Consider the following 16,668-nt stretch of genomic DNA (forward strand, 5'->3'; position numbering starts at 1 on the left):
GCTGTAAGGCGGCCCTTCGGCAGGCCGGGTCGGCGCCCTCGGGCGCGCGGGCGCTGGCGGACAATCGGGCCCTTCGGCGCCTGCTGCGCCCCACTCGACGGCCCGGCCGTCGGCCCGTCATCCGATGCTGCTCCTGCGCCCGCTGCTGACCCTCGCCGCCTTTGTCCTCGCGCTGGCCGCGCCGCCCGTCTCGGCGGCCCCCGGCGCGGTCGTGACGACCCCCCAGGTGCGGGCCGAACTCGTCGTCCACGCGCCCGAGGGCCTGGGGGCCGGCCGGCCGATGGCGCTGGGCCTGCTGCTGCGCCACCAGCCCGGCTGGCACAGCTACTGGAAGAACCCGGGTGACTCGGGCCTGCCGACGACCTTCGCCTGGACGCTGCCCGAAGGCGCTGCCGCCGGCGACATCCGCTGGCCGACGCCGCAGCGCCTGCCGGTGGGGCCGCTGATGAACTTCGGCTACGACGGCACGCTGCTGCTGCCGGTGCCGCTGTCGCTCGCCGACGGCTTCAAGGCCGAGCGTCTCGACGTCACGCTGCACGCCGAGTGGCTGGTCTGCAAGGAGGTCTGCATCCCCGAGTCGGGCGACTTCGTGCTGTCGCTGCCGCGCGAGCAGGCGATCGCGGCGCATGCCGCCGAGTTCGCCGCCGCCGAGGCCGCGCGGCCGGTGCCGGCTGCGGGCGCGACGGCCAGCGCCCGCATCGACGGCCAGGCCGTCGTCGTCGAGGTCCAGGGCCTGCCGGCCGACTGGCAGGGCGCCGCGCTCGACGTGCTGCCGGCCACCGCCGGCGCGCTGCGCAACGCCGCCGTGCCGCAGGCCTCGTGGTCGGGCTCGACCTGGACCGCGCGGCTGGAGATCGACGCGCAGCGCACCGAGGCGCCGCCGGCGCTGGAGCTGGTGCTGGTGCGCGACGGCGTGCCGGCCGGGCTGGAGCTCACGGCCGCCGTCGCCGGCGCCTGGCCGCCGGTGGCCGAGGCTGGGGCGGGCGCCGAAGCCGTGGCCCCGCCGGCCGCGCCGCCGGCCGACACCTCCCTGGCGCTGGCGCTCGCACTGGCCTTCGGCGGCGGCCTGCTGCTGAACCTGATGCCCTGCGTCTTCCCGGTGCTGTCGCTGAAGGTGCTGGGCTTCGCCGCCCACGCGCACGACCGCGCCAAGCTGCTGGCCGGCGGCCTGGCCTACACCCTGGGTGTCGTCGTGTCCTTCGTCGCGCTGGCCGGCCTGCTGCTGGCGCTGCGCGCCGGCGGCGAGCAGCTCGGCTGGGGCTTCCAGCTGCAGCAGCCGGGAGTCGTCGCGGCGCTGGCCCTGCTGTTCACGCTGATCGGCCTGAACCTGGCCGGTGTCTTCGAGTTCGGCTCGGTGCTGCCGTCGTCCTGGGCGGCGGCGCGCGCGCGCCATCCGCTGGTCGACTCGCTGCTGACCGGCGTGCTGGCCGTCGCCGTCGCCTCGCCGTGCACGGCGCCGTTCATGGGCGCGTCGCTGGGCGTCGCGGTGACGCTGCCGCCGGCGCAGGCGCTGACGGTCTTCGCCGCGCTGGGCCTGGGCATGGCCGCGCCCTATCTGCTGGCCAGCGCCTGGCCGCGGCTGGCCGGCGCGCTGCCGCGCCCGGGGGTCTGGATGGCGCACTTCAAGGTCGTGATGGCCTTCCCGATGTTCGCCACCGTGGTCTGGCTGGTCTGGGTGCTGGGCCAGCAGACGGGCATCGACGGTGCCGCGGCGCTGCTGGCGCTGCTGGTCGCGCTGGCCTTCGCCGCCTGGGCCTTCGGGTCGCGTTCGCTCGGCGTGCGGGCACGCACCGGCTTCGGCCTGCTGGCGCTGGCGCTGTTCGGCGCGACGCTGGCCTGGGCGCTGCCGGCCTGGCGCGAGGCGCCGCCGGCGGCCACCGCTGCCGTCGAAGCCGACTGGCAGCCCTGGAGCGCCGAGCGTGCCGCGCAGGCGCTGGCCGAGGGCAAGCCGGTCTTTGTCGACTTCACCGCCGCCTGGTGCGTGACCTGCCAGGTCAACAAGCGCACGACGCTGGCGCGCGACGAGGTGCTGGCCGAGTTCCGCGCCCGCGGCGTGGTGCTGCTGCGCGCCGACTGGACGCGCCGCGACGCCGCGATCACCGCCGAACTGGCGCGCCTGGGCCGCAGCGGCGTGCCGGTCTACGCGCTGTACACGCCGGGCGGCGCTGCGCCGCGGGTGCTGAGCGAGATCCTCAGCCCGGCCGAGGTGCGCGAGATGCTGGCCGAACTGCCGGCGGTCGGCGCGCCGGCCTGATCAGGGCAGCCGCGTGTAGCGCGCGGCCAGCGCCTCGAACGGCGCCGGGTCGAGTTCACGCTCCAGCTCGTCGCCGAGGATCGTGGCCACCACGCCGGCCAGGCGGCCGGCCTCGGCGGCGTCCAGGAACAGCAGCCGCGAGCGCCGCGCCAGCACGTCCTCGACCGTGCGCGCCGCCTCGTGGCGGGCGGCGAAACGCACCATCGCCTCGCTGAGGCCGCCGTCGCCGTCGCGCCAGAGCCAGTGCTCCGCACCCGGCAGCCCACGCAGCGCCGCCGCTTCGCTGCCGTAGAGGTGTTCACCCGGCGGTGCCGTCAGCGAGCGCCCGGGTGCCGCGCCGACGAGCTGCAGCCGTGCCGTCGCGCCGGCCGGCCGGCGCGGCAGCAGGCCTTGCGCCATGCAGCGGTCGAGCACGTCCTCGGCCATCGCGCGGTAGGTCGTCCACTTGCCGCCGGTGACGGTGACCAGGCCGCTGGGCGACACCAGCACCGTGTGCTCGCGCGACAGCGCCTTGGTGTCGCCGGCTTCGCCCTCGTGGCGCACCAGCGGGCGCAGGCCGACCCAGACCGAACGCACGTCCTCGCGCCGCGGCGCCTGCTGCAGATAGCGCGCGCTCTCGCGCAGGATGAAGTCGACCTCGGCCGGGAAGGGCTGCGGCTCGCGCGCCAGGTCCTCGCGCGGCGTGTCGGTCGTGCCGAGGATCAGCTTGCCCAGCCAGGGCACGGCGAAGAGCACGCGCCCGTCGGCGGTCTTGGGCACCAGCAGCGCGTGCGTGCCGGGCAGGAAGCGGCGGTCGACGACCAGGTGCACACCCTGGCTGGGCGCGACCAGCGGCTTGCGCGGCGCGGCGCCGGCCTCGCGGTCCAGCTCGCGCAGCGTGTCGACCCAGACGCCGGCGGCGTTGACGACGCAGCGCGCCGACAGCGTCGCCTCGGCGCCGGTCTCGGCGTCGCGCACGACGACGCCGTGCACGCGGCCGTCGCGGCGCTGCAGCGCGACGGCGGCACAGTGGTTCAGCACGACCGCGCCGCGTGCGGCCGCGGTGCGCGCCAGCAGCACGGCGTAGCGGGCGTCGTCGAACTGGCCGTCCCAGTACTTGACGCCGCCCCAGAGCCCGCGGGGCTGCACGCCGGGCAGCAGCGTGCGCACCTGCCCGCTGCCGAGCCACTCGGTGGCGCCCAGGCCGCGTGCGCCGGCCAGCGCGTCGTAGAGCTTGAGCCCGGTGCCGTAGAAGCCGCGCTCCCACCAGTGGTAGCCCGGCATCACGAAGGGCAGCGGCTGGGCGACGTGCGGCGCGTTGGACAGCATCGCCGCGCGTTCGTGCAGCGCCTCGCGCACCAGGTTCACGTTGCCCTGCGCCAGGTAGCGCACGCCGCCGTGCACGAGCTTGGTGGCACGCGACGAAGTGCCCTGGGCGAAGTCGTGCGACTCGACGAGCGCGACCGAGAAGCCGCGCGCCGCGGCGTCCAGCGCCACGCCCAGGCCGGTGGCGCCGCCGCCGACGACGACCAGGTCCCAGTCGCGTGTTTCGCTCAGGCGCGCCCAGCGGCGCGCGCGATCCTCGTTGGCGGGCTTCACGCGTGCACGAAGTTCACCGGCAAACCGGGCACGTCCACGCGCAGCGCCAGCACACGGCCGTCCAGCGGGCCGGCGTCGCCCTTGGGCATGGCGCTGGTGACGTACAGCGTGCGCAGGTCGGCACCGCCGAAACACGGCATCGTCGGGCAGCGCACCGGCAGCGCCAGGTCGGCCAGCACGCGGCCGTCGGGCGCGAGACGCAGCAGCCGCGCGCCCTCGTACATCGCCACCCAGTAGCCGCCCTCGACGTCGACCGCGGCGCCGTCGGGCCGGCCGCCGTAGCCGGCCAGCGAGCCGTCGGCGGGCTTCGGCGGGAACTGGTGGAAGACCCGGCGCCGCGACAGCGAGCCGTCGCTGGCGTCGAAGTCGAAGGCCTCGATGCGGTGGGCCTGCGTGTCGCACCAGTACATCGTCGCTCCGTCGGGGCTCCAGGCCAGGCCGTTGCTGGTGCTGGCGGTGTCGAGCTGCGGGTCCAGTGCGCCGTCGGCCCAGCGGTACAGCGCGGCGCGCGGCGGCAGCCGCGGCTCGCAGATCGTGCCGACCCAGAAGCGGCCCTGCGGGTCGGCCTTGCCGTCGTTGAAACGCTGCGAGGTGCGGTCGTAGGGCGGCGGCGCCAGGCGCTGCGTCGCGCCGGTGGCCAGGTCCAGGCGGAACAGGCCGTCGCGGCGCGCCAGCATCAGGCCGCCGTCCAGGTGCGGCGCGATGCAGCCGACGTCTTCGGGCTGGTCCCAGCTGTCATGCACGCCGTCGCGCGCGCGCCAGCGGTGCACGCGCCGGCCCGGGATGTCGCACCAGTACAGCGCGCCCTGCTCGGGCCACCAGAACGGCGACTCGCCGGTGCCGCAGGGCGCGACGGGCAGCGCGTCGACCTGCATGGCCTCAGACGGGGGCGATGTCCAGCCGCATCCAGGCTTCGGTGCCGGCGCCCGGCGCGACGTCGACCAGGCCGTGGGCCAGCGGGTCGGCCATGTGCACGGCGTTGCTGACGTGGCTCACCGGCTCGACGCAGAAGTAGGGTTTGGTCGGCGGCGTGTAGACCACCAGGCGCGACATCGACGACGTCAGGCGCAGCGACAGCTTCTCGTCGCGGATGCGCGCCGGCCCGCGCCAGCCGTCGAAGCAGTGGTCGAAGCTCAGGTGGGCGACGTCGGCGTCGATGCCCGGCTGCGGCACGGCGCGCGTCGGCAGGCCGCTGGGGTCGCTGTCCCAGCGCTGGGCGACCTCGGCATGCAGCCGGCTGCGCGCGCGCTTCGGGAAGTAAGGGTGCCAGCCCAGGCCGACCGGCTGCGGCTCGGCGCCGGTGTTGCGCAGTTCCAGCGAGACCTTCAGCGCGTCGGGCTCGAGCACGAAACGCTGCCGCACCTCGAAGGCGAACGGCCAGTGCGAGTCGCCGGGGTGCACCAGGCCCAGCGTGGCGCTGGCGGCGTCGGCCTCCAGCACCTCCCAGCCGCGCTGCCAGGCGATGCCGTGCAGCGAGTGCGGGCTGCCGGCCTCGTTCGGCGCGGTCGTGTGGTCGTGGCCGTGCCAGCGCAGGCGGCGGTAGCCCAGGCGGTTGGAGTAGGGCACCAGCGGGTAGCAGGCGGCGAGGCGCGAACTCGCCAGCTCGGCCGGCTCGGTGCTGCGCAGCACCGGCAGCTCGCCGAGCCAGAGGCCGGCGATAGCGCCGCCGAGGTCGGGGCGAAGGGCCAGGCGCAGCTCGCCGGCGCGCAGTTCGAGGGCGGAAGGGGTCATCGGGTCACCAGCGTGTCAGACCGTCGGCCAGGTCGGCGCGCAGGTAGTGCGCCCCCGGAATCGGGTTGTAGTAGTAGGGCGGGATCTCCTCGAAGCCGAGCGACTCGTAGAGGCCGCGCGCGGCCTCCATGTCGTCCAGCGTGTCGAGCAGCATGTTGGAGTAGCCGGCCTGCACCGCACGTTCGAGCAGCGCCTGCGCGACGATGCGGCCGATGCCGAAGCCGCGGAAGGCGCGCCGCACGTACAGGCGCTTCATCTCGCAGGCGTTGGTGTAGTCGACGTCGGCCAGCGCGCGGAACGCGCCGCAGCCGGCGACCTGGCCGTCGACCAACGCCAGCAGCAGCGCGCCGTCCGGCGCGGCGTAGTCGCCGGGCAGCTGCGCCAGCTCCTCGTCGAAGGACTGGAAACACAGGTCGATGTCCAGGCCCTCGGCGTATTCGCGCAGGATCTCGCGTGCCGCGTCCAGCAGGGTCTCGTCGCCGGCGGCGGGTTCGACGAGCTGGATGTCGGGCGTGTCCACGGCGTCAGTTCAGCGCGCCGAGCGAGACCACCCAGCTGACCAGCGCCCAGGCCGCGGCGCCGAGCACCAGCGCCAGCAGGCGCTGCGACCAGCCGTCGGCGCTGGCCGGCGTGCCGGCGGGCAGCGGCTTGTCGCCGGTGAGCATCGGCAGCACCAGGTTGTGGCCGCGCAGGCGGTGGAACACGATCGAGGCGATGTGCAGGGACACGAGGGCGATGATGATCCACTGTCCCGGCCCCTTGTGCCAGGACGTGGCGTCGAGCGCGGTCTCGCTTTCGACGAAACGCCACAGCGGCCCGGTGTTGGCGATCTCGTCGTCGGCGACGAGGCCGGTGGCGACCTGGATCGACACGATGCCCAGCAGCGCGAAGACCGAGAAGCTGCCCAGCGGGTTGTGGCCGACCTCGATCATCTCCTCGGGCCGCGAGCGGCCCTTCAGGTAGCGCAGGACCGTGCCGGGCGCGTAGATGAAGTTGACGAAGCGCGACCAGCGGCCGCCGACCAGGCCCCAGGCGAGGCGGAAGGCGATCAGCCCGAAGGCGACGTAACCGGCCTTGAAGTGCCACTCCATCGCGTTGCCGCCGATCTTGCCGCTGACGAAGCAGACGACGATCGAGGCGGCCAGCGCCCAGTGGAACAGGCGCGTGGGCAGGTCCCAGATGCGGGTCGGGCGGGGCGAGAGGTCGGGCGCGGCCATGGGGTGCGGGGGCTCCTTCTTCGAGGTGGGAGGTGCAACCATAACCCCATCCCGGGGCGCCGCGGCCGAATGCCGGCGATCCGCGCCGAGTTTGTCGAAACCCGGGGCGGTATCGATCGTGGGGGCTTTAGACTCGCGCCGCCGGGCCCCGTGCCCGAGCGTTCACGCATAACCCCAACGGAGTGCCTGCATGAAAAAGATGTCCCTCGCCGCCGCTGCCGTGGCCGGCCTGGTCACCGCCCTGCCCGCCGCCGCGCAGTTCCAGAAGCCCGGTGACGCGATCGAGTACCGCCAGAGCGCGTTCACGCTGATCGCCAGCCACTTCGGCCGCGTTGCCGCGATGGCCCAGGGCAAGGCGCCGTTCGATGCCAAGGTCGCCGCCGAGAACATCGCGATCGTCTCGACGCTGGCCAAGCTGCCGCTGACGGCCTTCGGCCCGGGCACCGACAAGGGCCATGGCACCGAAGCCAAGGCCGCTGTCTGGAGCGACGCCGCCGGCTTCAAGGCCGCCGCCGACAAGTACGTCGCCGCGATCGACAAGCTCGACGCGGCCGGCAAGACCGGTGACTTCGCCCAGATCAAGGCCGCGGTCGGCGAGACCGGCGGCTCGTGCAAGGGCTGCCACGACAAGTTCAAGGAAAAGTGATCGCCGCGGCGCTGCGGCGCCGCTGATCCCACGCCCGTCGGCGAAGCGAGGTTCCGGCCCGCTTCGCCGATTTCGTTTCAGGTGTCCGCGAAGCCGAGCACGACGCGCCGCGTCTTGGCTGATTTCTTCTCGATCTTGGTCACGACGACGGCGCCGATCTCGGCCGTGTTGGCGACGTGCGTGCCGCCGCAGGGCTGCAGGTCCAGGCCCTCGATCTCGACCAGGCGCACGCGGCCCTGGCCGCGCGGCGGCTGCACGCTCATGCTGCGCACGAGTTGCGGGTTGGCGTCGAGCTCGTCCTCCGAGATCCAGCGGGTGTGCACCGGCCGCGCCTCGGCGACCAGGCGCGCCAGGCCGGCGCCGAGCAGGTCCTTGTCCAGCGGCTCGGTCATGTGGAAGTCGAGCCGCGCGTAGCCGGCGGTGATCGAGCAGCCGTCCACCGGCTGCGGCACCAGCGCACACAGCAGATGCGTCGCGCTGTGGAACCGCCGGTGCGCCTGGCGGCGCGCGACGTCGATCGCCGCGCGCACGGCGGTGCCCGGCGCCAGCCACGACAGGTCGGCGCCTTCGGCCGCGCGGTGCACGACGACGCCCGGGTGCTCGGGGTGTTTGCGTGTGTCGGCGATGGCGACGCGGCGGCCGTCGGTGGCGAGCAGCTCGCCGGCATCGCCGGCCTGGCCGCCGCCTTGCGGGTAGAACACCGTGCGGTCGAGCACGATGCCGCCGTCGGTCTCGACGGCCAGCACCGTCGCGTCGCATTCGGCCAGCGTCGCGTCGTCGCGGAACAGTTCTTCGGTGGGTTGCATGCGGTCCCTTCAGAGCGTGACGCGGCCTTCGATGCAGGGCGTGACCTCGCCGCCGATCCAGACCGTGTCGCCGTCGGATTCGACGTGCACCCGCCCGGCGCGCCCCAGCGCCGTGCCCTGCGCGGCGACATAACGCCCGGGCAGCACGCCGCTGCCGATCAGCCACAGCGCCAGCCCGGCGTTCAGGCTGCCGGTCACCGGGTCTTCGGCGACACCGATGCCGGGCACGAAGGCGCGCACCTCGGCGGCGGTCTCGCCGTCGTCGTCGACGGCGACGACGCCGAGCTTCAGCCGCCCCATCGCCGCCATGTCGGGCTTCAGCGCCAGCACCTGGGCGCGTGTGCGCAGCCGGATCGCCAGCCACTCGGGGCCGTTGACCACCCACTGGTGGCCGACGACGTCCTCCGGCGCCACGCCCAGCGCGTGCACGGCCTGCGCCAGCGTCGGCGCGTCGGCCGGGCCGCTGCGCAGCAGCGGTGGTGCCGCGAACGCCAGCCGGCCGCCGGCCTGGCGCAGCCGCACGAGGCCGATGCCGCACTGCTGGACGACGAACCCGGCTTCACGCGGCGTGCCGCCGGCGGCACGCCAGGCCCAGGCGCTGCCCAGCGTCGGATGGCCGGCGAACGGCAGCTCGCCGCCGGGCGTGAAGATGCGCACCCGGTAGTCGGCGCCCGGCTCGGTGGGCGGCAGCAGGAAGGTCGTTTCGGACAGGTTGGTCCAGCGCGCGAACGCGGCCATCTGCGTGTCGTCCAGCCCGTCGGCGTCGTGCACGACGGCCAGCGGGTTGCCCTGGGTCGCCTCGGCGGCGAAGACGTCGACCTGGTGGAAGCGGCGTGTGGTCATTTCGCCGCCTCCTTCAGCACCTCGCCGAGCAGCGCGATGCCGCGTTCGATCTGCTCCGGCGACACGGTGACGAAACTCAGCCGCAGCGTGTTGGTGTGGCCGCCGTCGGCGAAGAACGGCGCGCCCGGCACGTAGGCGACGCCGGCGGCCACCGCGGCCGGCAGCAGCGCCGTCGCGTCCAGGCCGGCCGGCAGCTCGACCCAGAAGAACATGCCGCCGTTGGGCACCTGCCAGCGGCAGCCGGCGGGCAGGTGTGTTTCCAGCGCGGCGCGCATCGCGTCGCGGTGCGCGGCGTAACGCGCGCGGATCGTCGGCACGTGCTGGTCCAGGAAGCCGTCCTTCACGACCTCGTGCACGATGCGCTGGTTGAAACCCGGCGTGTGGAGGTCGGCGGCCTGCTTGGCCTGCAGCAGCTTGGGGAAGAGCGCGCGCGGCGCCAGCATCCAGCCCAGCCGCAGGCCCGGCGCCAGCACCTTGGAGAACGAGCCCAGGTAGAGCGCGTTGTCGCCGGCGTGTGCCGACACCGGCGCCGGCGGCGCTTCGTCGTACCAGAGGTCGCCGTAGGGGTTGTCCTCGACGATCGGCAGGCCGGCAGCCGCCGCCGCGGCGGCCAGCGCACGCCGGCGCTCGTCGCTCAGGCAGCGGCCGCTCGGGTTCTGGAAGTTGGGCAGCAGATAGATGAAACGGGCGCCGGCAACGGCCGCCAGACCTTCCGGGCGCGGGCCCTGATCGTCACCGTCGACGGCGACGAACTCGGGCTCGTAGGCGTTGAAGGCCTGCAGCGCGCCGAGGTAGGTGGGCGACTCGACGGCGACGCGGCTGCCCGGGTCGATCATCACCTTGCCGACCAGGTCCAGCCCCTGCTGCGAGCCGGTGGTGACGAGGATGCGCGCCGGATCGGCGTCCAGGCCCTGCGCCGCCAGGCGCGTGGCGATCCATTCGCGCAGCGGACCGTAGCCTTCGCTGGCGGCGTACTGCAGCGCTTCGCGGCCGCTGTCGCGCAAGACGCGGGCGGTGGCCTCGGCCATCGCCTCGACCGGGAAACCGTCGGCCGCCGGCAGGCCGCCCGCCAGCGAGACGATGCCCGGCTTCTCGGTCAGCTTCAGGATCTCGCGGATCGTCGAAGGATTCAGCCGCTCGGCGCGGCGGGCCATCTGCCAGCTCATCGGATCATTGCTCCAGGTTCGGGATCGGGTTCGGCCGGCGGCCATGCCGGCGACGGCGCGCGGGGCGCGGCCGCGGGTGCCGCCGAGAAGCGGCGCCCCAGCGCCACCAGGCCCACCGCCGCGGCGGCGAAGCCGACGGTGGCCGCATCCAGGGTCTCGCCCAGCAGCGGCACGGCGGCCAGCAGGGCGACGAAAGGCTGCAGCAGCTGCACCTGGCTGACACGCAGCACGCCGCCCAGGGCCAGGCCACGGTACCACGCGAAAAAGCCCAGCCACATCGAGAACAGCGCGACGTAGCCCAGCGCCGCCCAGGCGCCGGCGCGCACCGGCGCGGCCGGCCACTGCAGCAGCGCGGCCGGCAGTGTCAGCGGCAGCATGAACAGCAGCGCCCAGCAGACGGTCTGCGCCGGCGGGATCTCCAGCGAGACCCGTGCGCCGGCGACGTAGCTCGCCGCAGCGCTGAACAAGGCCAGCAGCAGCAGCCCGTCGGCCGCCTGCACGCGGCCGTGGCCGCTCCAGGCGGCAAAGCCCAGCACCAGCGCGCAGCCGGCCACGGCGCAAGCCCAGAAGCCCGCCGATGCCCGCTGGCGCAGCCAGATCGCGGCGACGACGGCGGTGGCCAGCGGCAGCACGCCGCTGATGACGGCGGCGTGCATCGCGTCGACCTGGCGCAGCGCCAGCGCGCTGAACAGCGGGAACCCGACCACCGAGCCGGCGGCGCAGACCGCCAGCGCCGGCCACAGCGAGCGCCGCGGCGGCCGGGCGCGCACCGCCAGCAGATAGGCCGCGCTGCACAGCCCGGCGATCGCCGCGCGTGCGGCGGTGACGAAACCCGGCGGCAGCTGCGGGTCGGACGCGTCGCCGACCGCCAGCCGCGTCACCGGCAGCGTCATGCCGAAGACGACGACGGCGAGCAGACCCAGCCACAGGCCGCGGCGGGCGTCTCGGGCAGGGGGCGGCATCGTCATGGCCGCAGTCTAGGGTCGACAAGCAGCACAGTGTCAGTACACTTTCCCGGTACACAACCACGATCTGTATCGATGTCGCCACCGATACAGCCACCGACGGCGATGGACGAGACCCCCGTGCTGGCGCGCGCCGCCGGCGAGACGCTGGCCGAACAACTGGCCGCCCGTTTCACCGAGCGCATCACCCAGCGCCTGCTGGCGCCGGGCGCACGCCTGCCGTCGGTGCGCGACTGCGCGCGCCGGCACCGTGTCAGCGCCAGCACCGTCGTCGGCGCCTACGAGCGGTTGCAGGCGCGCGGCCTGGTCGAGGCCCGGCCGCAGCGTGGTTTTTTCGTGCGCGAGACGCAGCCGGCGCGCGCGCTGCCCGCGTCGCGCGCCGCGGCGCCGATGCCGCTGCCGGTGGACGCCACGGCGCTGATCCGCAGCATGTTCCAGGCGCAGTCGGGCCGGCCGGCGCCCGGCATGGGCACGCTGCCGCAGGAGTGGCTGGACGGCGAACTGCTGCAGCGTGCGCTGCGCCGCCTGGGCGGCGGCGACACCGGCGCCTGGCTGCGCTACGGCGAGCCGGCCGGCGACGCCGCGCTGCGCGAGGCGCTGGCGCAGCGCCTGGCCGACCTGGGCATCGCCGCGTCGCCGGCGCAGATCATGACCTCGATCGGCGCGACGCACGGGCTGGACATCGTCTCGCGCACGCTGCTGCGCCCGGGCGACGCGGTGCTGGTCGACGAGCCCGGCTGGTCGGTCGAGTTCGCGCGCCTGACGGCCGCCGGCATGCGCCTGCTGCCGGTGCCGCGTGCTGCCGACGGCCCCGACCTGGCGGCGATGGAGGCGCTGGCGCGCGAGCACCGGCCGCGGCTGTACGTCACCGTCTCGGTGCTGCACAACCCGACCGGCACCTCGCTGACCGCGGCCGCCGCGCACCAGGTGCTGCGCCTGGCCGAGGCCCACGACTTCGTCGTCGTCGAGGACGACACCTACGCCTGGCTGGCACCGGCCCACGCGCCGCGCCTGGCGCAGCTCGACGGTCTGCGGCGCACGGTCTACGTCTCGGGTTTCTCGAAGATCCTGACGCCGCAGTGGCGCGTCGGTTTCGTCGCCGCGGCGCCGGCGCTGGTCGAACGGTTCATCGACACCAAGCTGCTCGGCTCGCTGGGCACGCCGGGGCCGCTGGAACACGCGCTGGCCTGGTGCCTGTCGCAGGGCCTGCTGCGCCGCCATGCCGAGCGCATCACCACGCGGCTGGAGGTCGCGCGCAACCGGGTCGTGGCGCTGGCCGAGGCGGCGGGCTGCCGTTTCGTCACGCCGCCGCAGGGCCTGTTCGGCTGGATCGACGTCGGCGCCGACACCGAGCGAGTGGCTCAGAACTTGCTCGACGAAGGCTGGCTGACGGCGCCGGGCGTGCTCTTCCATCCGACGCGGCGGCCGACGACGCTGATGCGGGTGAACTTCGCCACCTCGTCGGAGCCGGGCTTCTGGCAGCGCCTGCAGCAGCTGTCGCGTGCCGGCTGATGGGCGTTCCACTTGTCACCGGGCGTCCGTACCATCGGTCCCACGGCTTCCGAGTGAGGCGGGCATGAGCGGCATGTTCGAGTCCACGCTGCCGGCAGGTGTCCCCGACCTGCTGAGCGTCAGCGCGTTCCGACGTTACCTCGACGAGATCTCCCGGCGCCCCGACGTCGACGCCGGGGCCAGCCGGCTGTCCGGGCTGAACCCGTCGCTGCTGCAGGACCTGCTGCGTTTCGATGCCCACGACGCCGACGGGCTGGAGGTGCTCGAGGTGCTGGCCGCCTGCGTGCGCCACGGCCGCGCGCTGCTGCTGCACCTGCAGGACGGGCAGCGTGTCGTGCCGCTGACGGTGTTCCCGGCGCAGCGCCTGGTGCACACCCCGGTGGCGCCGGCCGAGCTGCTGGCCGGCGACCCGACCGCGCTGCGTGTGCTGCACGTCGAGCCGGCGCTGCTGCGCCCGCCTGGCGACCCCGACCGGGCGCGTGTCGGCGAGGCCGAATGCCACGCGCCGCTGGGTCCGCTGCTGTGGGAACTGGCCTTGCACGGCGCGCGCGAGGAGCTGCTGCCCGAGATCGCCGGCCCCGCGGCCTACCGTCTGGCGCCGGGCGCGGACCTGTCGGCGCTGAAGATGGCCGGCACCCAGGCCGCAGCGGTGCACCGGCTGCGGCGATCGGCGAGCTTGCTGCGCGAGATCGCCGAATGGCCGGGTTTCGACCGCGGCCGCGCGATGCGCCTGCTCAACGGCCTGTACCTGCAAGCCGGGCTGATCGTCTCGCGCACCCATCCGGCCGCCGGCGGCGACGGCTGGTTCTGAGTCTGCTGCTCAGCCCTCGCGCGTGCAATCGCGCTCGGGCCCTCGGCAGGCGCACGACGCCTTCCGGCGTCCTGCGTCCAGCCTCAGCCACCGAACGAGGCCAGCGTCTCCCAGCGCTCCAGCGCCGCCATCAGCTCGGTCTCGATCTCGTCGTGGCGGGCCTGCAGCCCGGCGACGGCCTGCGGCTCCTTGACGTAGAGCTCGCTGCTGGCCAGGCGCTCGGCGATCTGCTTCTGCTCGGCCTCCAGCGCCTCGATGCGTGCGGGCAGCGCGTCCAGCTCCCGCTGCTCCTTGTAGCTGAGCTTGGTGCGCACCGCCGCCGGCCGCGGCGCGGGGGCGGCGGCCGGCGCCGGTGGCGGCGGCGCCGCGGCTTCGGCGGCAGCGCGCGAGCGTGCGCGCTGGATCTTCCAGTCCTCGTAGCCGCCTTCGTACTCGCGCCACAGCCCCGGGCGCCCGCCCCAGGCCGGGTCGCCTTCCCAGGCGATCGTGCTGGTGACGACGTCGTCGAGGAAGCGCCGGTCGTGGCTGACGAGGAAGACGGTGCCGGCGTAGCCCTGCAGCAGTTCCTCCAGCAGGTCCAGCGTGTCGATGTCCAGGTCGTTGGTCGGCTCGTCGAGCACCAGCACGTTGGCCGGCAGCGCGAACAGCCGCGCCAGCAGCAGGCGGTTGCGCTCGCCGCCGGACAGCGTGCGCACCGGCGAGTTGGCACGTTCCGGCGAGAACAGGAAGTCGCCGAGGTAGCTCTTGACGTGCTTGCGCGTGCCGCCGAACTCGACCCACTCGCTGCCCGGGCTGATCGTGTCGGCCAGCGTCGCGTCCAGGTCCAGCCCGGCGCGCATCTGGTCGAAGTACGCGACCTGCAGGTTGGTGCCGCGGCGCACGCTGCCCGAGGTCGGCTCCAGCTGGCCGAGGATCAGCTTCAGCAGCGTCGTCTTGCCGACGCCGTTGGGGCCGATCAGGCCCACCTTGTCGCCGCGCAGGATGGTGGCGGTGAAACGTTCGATCAGCGTGCGCTCGCCGTAGCGCATCGTCACGTCCTGCAGCTCGGCGACGATCTTGCCCGGCGGCAGGCCGGCGTCGAGCTCCAGCCGCACCTGGCCCAGCACCTCGCGGCGCGCGCGGCGCTGTTCGCGCAGCCTCACCAGGCGCGCGACGCGGCCGACGCTGCGTGTGCGTCGCGCCTCGACGCCCTTGCGGATCCAGACCTCCTCCTGCGCTAGCAGCTTGTCGGCGCGGGCGTTGGCCAGCGCCTCGGCTTCGAGTTCACGCTGCTTGGCGGCCTCGAAGGCGGCGAAGTTGCCCGGGTAGCTGCGCAGCTGGCCGCGGTCGAGCTCGACGATGCGCGTGGCCACCGCGTCGATGAAGGCGCGGTCGTGCGAGATGAAGACGATCGCGCCGCGCGCCCCGGCGGCCGAGCCGCGCCAGCCGGTCAGCAGGTCCTGCAGCCACTCGATGGCGTCGATGTCGAGGTGGTTGGTCGGCTCGTCGAGCAGCAGCACGTCGGGCGCGGCGACCAGCGCGCGCGCCAGCGCGACGCGTTTCTTCATGCCGCCGGACAGCGCGTCGACGCGGGCCTCGGGCGCCAGCTGCAGGCGCTGCAGCGCCTCGTCGACGCGCTGCTCCCAGGTCCAGCCGTCCAGCGCCTCGATGCGCGATTGCAGCGCGTCCAGGTCATCCCCTGCCGCATGGGCCTCGAAGCGCGCACGCAACTCGCGCGCTTCGGCCACGCCTTCGGCGACGGCGTCGAAGACCGTGCTGCCGGCCTCGAACACCGGCTCCTGGGCGACGTAGACGCGGCGCACGCCGGTCTGCAGCTGCAGCGTGCCGTCGTCGGCCTTCTCCAGGCCGGCGAGGATCTTCAGCAGCGAGGACTTGCCGGCGCCGTTGCGCCCGATCAGCGCCAGGCGTTCGCCGGCTTCGAGGGCAAGGGCCGCGCCGTCGAGCAGCGGCACGTGGCCGTACGCGAGGTGGGCGTCGGCGAGGGTGATCAGGGCCATGGCGGGATTGTCGCCGCTCGAGTCCGGGGTCAGGTCTCGAGAGACCTGACCCCGTCGGCCGCTCGGAAGTCCGGGGTCAGGTCTCGCAGAAGTCTGGGGTCAGGTCTAGAAGTCCGGGGTCAGGTCTTGCGAGACCTGACCCCGCCGGCCGCTCAGCTAGACCCCGCCGGCCGCTAGACCCCGCCGGCCAGACTCACCCCGCCAGCGCCGCCTCCAGCGCGTCGACGAACATCGCCGCGACGTCGAAGCCGGTCTGCTGCTGGATCTCCTGGAAGCAGGTCGGGCTGGTGACGTTGATCTCGGTGATGCGCTCGCCGATGACGTCCAGGCCGACGAGCAGCAGCCCGCGTGCCGCCAGCACCGGGCCCAGCGCCTCGGCGATCTCGCGGTCGCGCGGCGTCAGCGGCTGGGCCACGCCCTTGCCGCCGGCGGCCAGGTTGCCGCGGATCTCGCTGCCCTGCGGGATGCGCGCCAGCACGTGCGGCACCGGCTTGCCACCGATGATCAGCACGCGTTTGTCGCCCTGCACGATCTCGGGCAGGTAGCGCTGGACCATCAGCGTCTGCGTGCCGCCGGCGTTCAGCGTCTCGATGATGCTGCCCAGGTTCAGGCCGTCGGCGCCGACGCGGAAGATGCCCATGCCGCCCATGCCATCCAGCGGCTTCAGGATGATGTCGCGGTGCTCGGCATGGAAGGCGCGCACCGCCGCGGCGTCGCGGGTCACCAGCGTCGGCGGCGTGAACTGCGGGAACTCCATGATCGCCAGCTTCTCGGGGTGATCGCGCAGCGCCGCCGGCTTGTTGAAGACACGCGCACCTTCGCGTTCGGCCTGGCCGAGCAGGTGCGTGGCGTAGAAGTATTCGCTGTCGAACGGCGGGTCCTGGCGCATCAGCACGGCGCCGGTGTCGGCGACGCGCGTCTCGGCGGTCTCGACGACGCGGAACCAGTCGTGTGCGTCGCCGGTGAGTTCGATGCGGCGCGTCGTCGCGACGACGCTGCCGCCGCTGTGCCAGCGCAGCGCACGCGCTTCGCAGTGCAGCAGGCCGTGGCCGCGGCGCGCGGCCTCGCGCATCATCGCGAAGGTGCTGTCCTTGGTGGTCTTGAAGCCTTCCAGCGGGTCGGCGACGAAGAGCAGGTCCATG

15 protein-coding genes are annotated in these 16,668 nt (G+C 74.0%); 4 read left to right on the forward strand and 11 right to left on the reverse strand.

Annotation, left to right across the window (positions count from 1 at the left end; genetic code table 11):
• Positions 1–124: 124 nt before the first annotated feature.
• On the forward strand, positions 125–2,254 hold the full coding sequence (locus G5B56_RS04890) for a protein-disulfide reductase DsbD (protein WP_164962499.1): 2,130 nt from the start codon (positions 125–127) through the stop codon (positions 2,252–2,254).
• On the opposite strand, the gene G5B56_RS04895 is transcribed toward G5B56_RS04890, so the two are convergent.
• From G5B56_RS04895 to G5B56_RS04915, 5 genes are read right to left on the reverse strand one after another with little or no spacing between them, the layout of a single operon-like run.
• The gene (locus G5B56_RS04895) at positions 2,255–3,832 is read right to left on the reverse strand and encodes a glycerol-3-phosphate dehydrogenase/oxidase (protein ID WP_164962500.1); all 1,578 of its coding nucleotides are present in this window, start codon (positions 3,830–3,832) and stop codon (positions 2,255–2,257) included. It lies immediately after the preceding gene.
• The gene (locus G5B56_RS04900; protein WP_164962501.1) at positions 3,829–4,707 is read right to left on the reverse strand and encodes an SMP-30/gluconolactonase/LRE family protein; all 879 of its coding nucleotides are present in this window, start codon (positions 4,705–4,707) and stop codon (positions 3,829–3,831) included. Before G5B56_RS04900 ends, G5B56_RS04895 begins: the two co-directional genes overlap by 4 nt.
• 4 nt (positions 4,708–4,711) lie before the next feature.
• On the reverse strand, positions 4,712–5,563 hold the full coding sequence (locus G5B56_RS04905) for an aldose 1-epimerase (protein WP_164962502.1): 852 nt from the start codon (positions 5,561–5,563) through the stop codon (positions 4,712–4,714).
• A 4-nt stretch (positions 5,564–5,567) separates the two neighbouring features.
• Positions 5,568–6,083 carry a GNAT family N-acetyltransferase gene (locus G5B56_RS04910; RefSeq protein WP_009857420.1) on the reverse strand — a complete coding sequence of 172 codons (516 nt, stop codon included), beginning with the start codon at positions 6,081–6,083 and terminating at the stop codon, positions 5,568–5,570.
• A gap of 4 nt (positions 6,084–6,087) precedes the next feature.
• Positions 6,088–6,780, reverse strand: coding sequence for a cytochrome b/b6 domain-containing protein (locus tag G5B56_RS04915; RefSeq protein WP_009857421.1), 693 nt, complete (start codon positions 6,778–6,780; stop codon positions 6,088–6,090).
• Positions 6,781–6,970: 190 nt separating this feature from the next.
• Between G5B56_RS04915 and G5B56_RS04920 the strand changes: the two genes are divergently transcribed.
• A complete protein-coding gene (locus G5B56_RS04920; protein WP_164962503.1) occupies positions 6,971–7,426 on the forward strand; it encodes a cytochrome c in 456 nt (151 codons plus the stop codon).
• A 77-nt stretch (positions 7,427–7,503) separates the two neighbouring features.
• Here G5B56_RS04920 and G5B56_RS04925 read toward each other — a convergent pair whose 3' ends face one another.
• Genes G5B56_RS04925 through G5B56_RS04940 form a run of 4 tightly spaced genes read right to left on the reverse strand, consistent with a single transcriptional unit; the run spans position 7,504 to position 11,209 of the window.
• Complete coding sequence (locus tag G5B56_RS04925) at positions 7,504–8,232, reverse strand: alanyl-tRNA editing protein (protein WP_009857423.1); 729 nt, start codon at positions 8,230–8,232, stop codon at positions 7,504–7,506.
• Positions 8,233–8,241: 9 nt separating this feature from the next.
• A complete protein-coding gene (locus G5B56_RS04930; RefSeq protein ID WP_009857424.1) occupies positions 8,242–9,075 on the reverse strand; it encodes a PhzF family phenazine biosynthesis protein in 834 nt (277 codons plus the stop codon).
• Positions 9,072–10,241 (reverse strand): PLP-dependent aminotransferase family protein, encoded by a 1,170-nt coding sequence (locus G5B56_RS04935; RefSeq protein ID WP_009857425.1) that lies wholly within the window; start codon positions 10,239–10,241, stop codon positions 9,072–9,074. The genes G5B56_RS04930 and G5B56_RS04935 overlap by 4 nt, the downstream gene beginning before the upstream one ends.
• The gene (locus tag G5B56_RS04940; protein ID WP_009857426.1) at positions 10,238–11,209 is read right to left on the reverse strand and encodes a DMT family transporter; all 972 of its coding nucleotides are present in this window, start codon (positions 11,207–11,209) and stop codon (positions 10,238–10,240) included. The genes G5B56_RS04935 and G5B56_RS04940 overlap by 4 nt, the downstream gene beginning before the upstream one ends.
• Positions 11,210–11,311: 102 nt before the next feature.
• On the opposite strand from G5B56_RS04940, the gene G5B56_RS04945 reads away from it, so the two are divergent.
• Together G5B56_RS04945 and G5B56_RS04950 are read left to right on the forward strand one after the other, a co-directional pair.
• Positions 11,312–12,718, forward strand: coding sequence for a PLP-dependent aminotransferase family protein (locus G5B56_RS04945; protein WP_009857427.1), 1,407 nt, complete (start codon positions 11,312–11,314; stop codon positions 12,716–12,718).
• A gap of 64 nt (positions 12,719–12,782) precedes the next feature.
• Positions 12,783–13,529: a hypothetical protein gene (locus G5B56_RS04950; protein WP_230247267.1), complete on the forward strand. Its 747-nt coding sequence runs from the start codon at positions 12,783–12,785 to the stop codon at positions 13,527–13,529.
• An 83-nt stretch (positions 13,530–13,612) separates the two neighbouring features.
• On the opposite strand, the gene G5B56_RS04955 is transcribed toward G5B56_RS04950, so the two are convergent.
• The gene (locus G5B56_RS04955; protein WP_164962504.1) at positions 13,613–15,526 is read right to left on the reverse strand and encodes an ATP-binding cassette domain-containing protein; all 1,914 of its coding nucleotides are present in this window, start codon (positions 15,524–15,526) and stop codon (positions 13,613–13,615) included.
• 193 nt (positions 15,527–15,719) lie between these two features.
• Positions 15,720–16,667: a glutathione synthase gene (gene gshB, locus G5B56_RS04960; RefSeq protein WP_164962505.1), complete on the reverse strand. Its 948-nt coding sequence runs from the start codon at positions 16,665–16,667 to the stop codon at positions 15,720–15,722.
• Position 16,668: the final 1 nt, after the last annotated feature.

Origin of the sequence: Rubrivivax sp. JA1026, from assembly GCF_011065555.1 — a bacterium.
Taxonomy (GTDB): domain Bacteria; phylum Pseudomonadota; class Gammaproteobacteria; order Burkholderiales; family Burkholderiaceae_C; genus Rubrivivax; species Rubrivivax benzoatilyticus.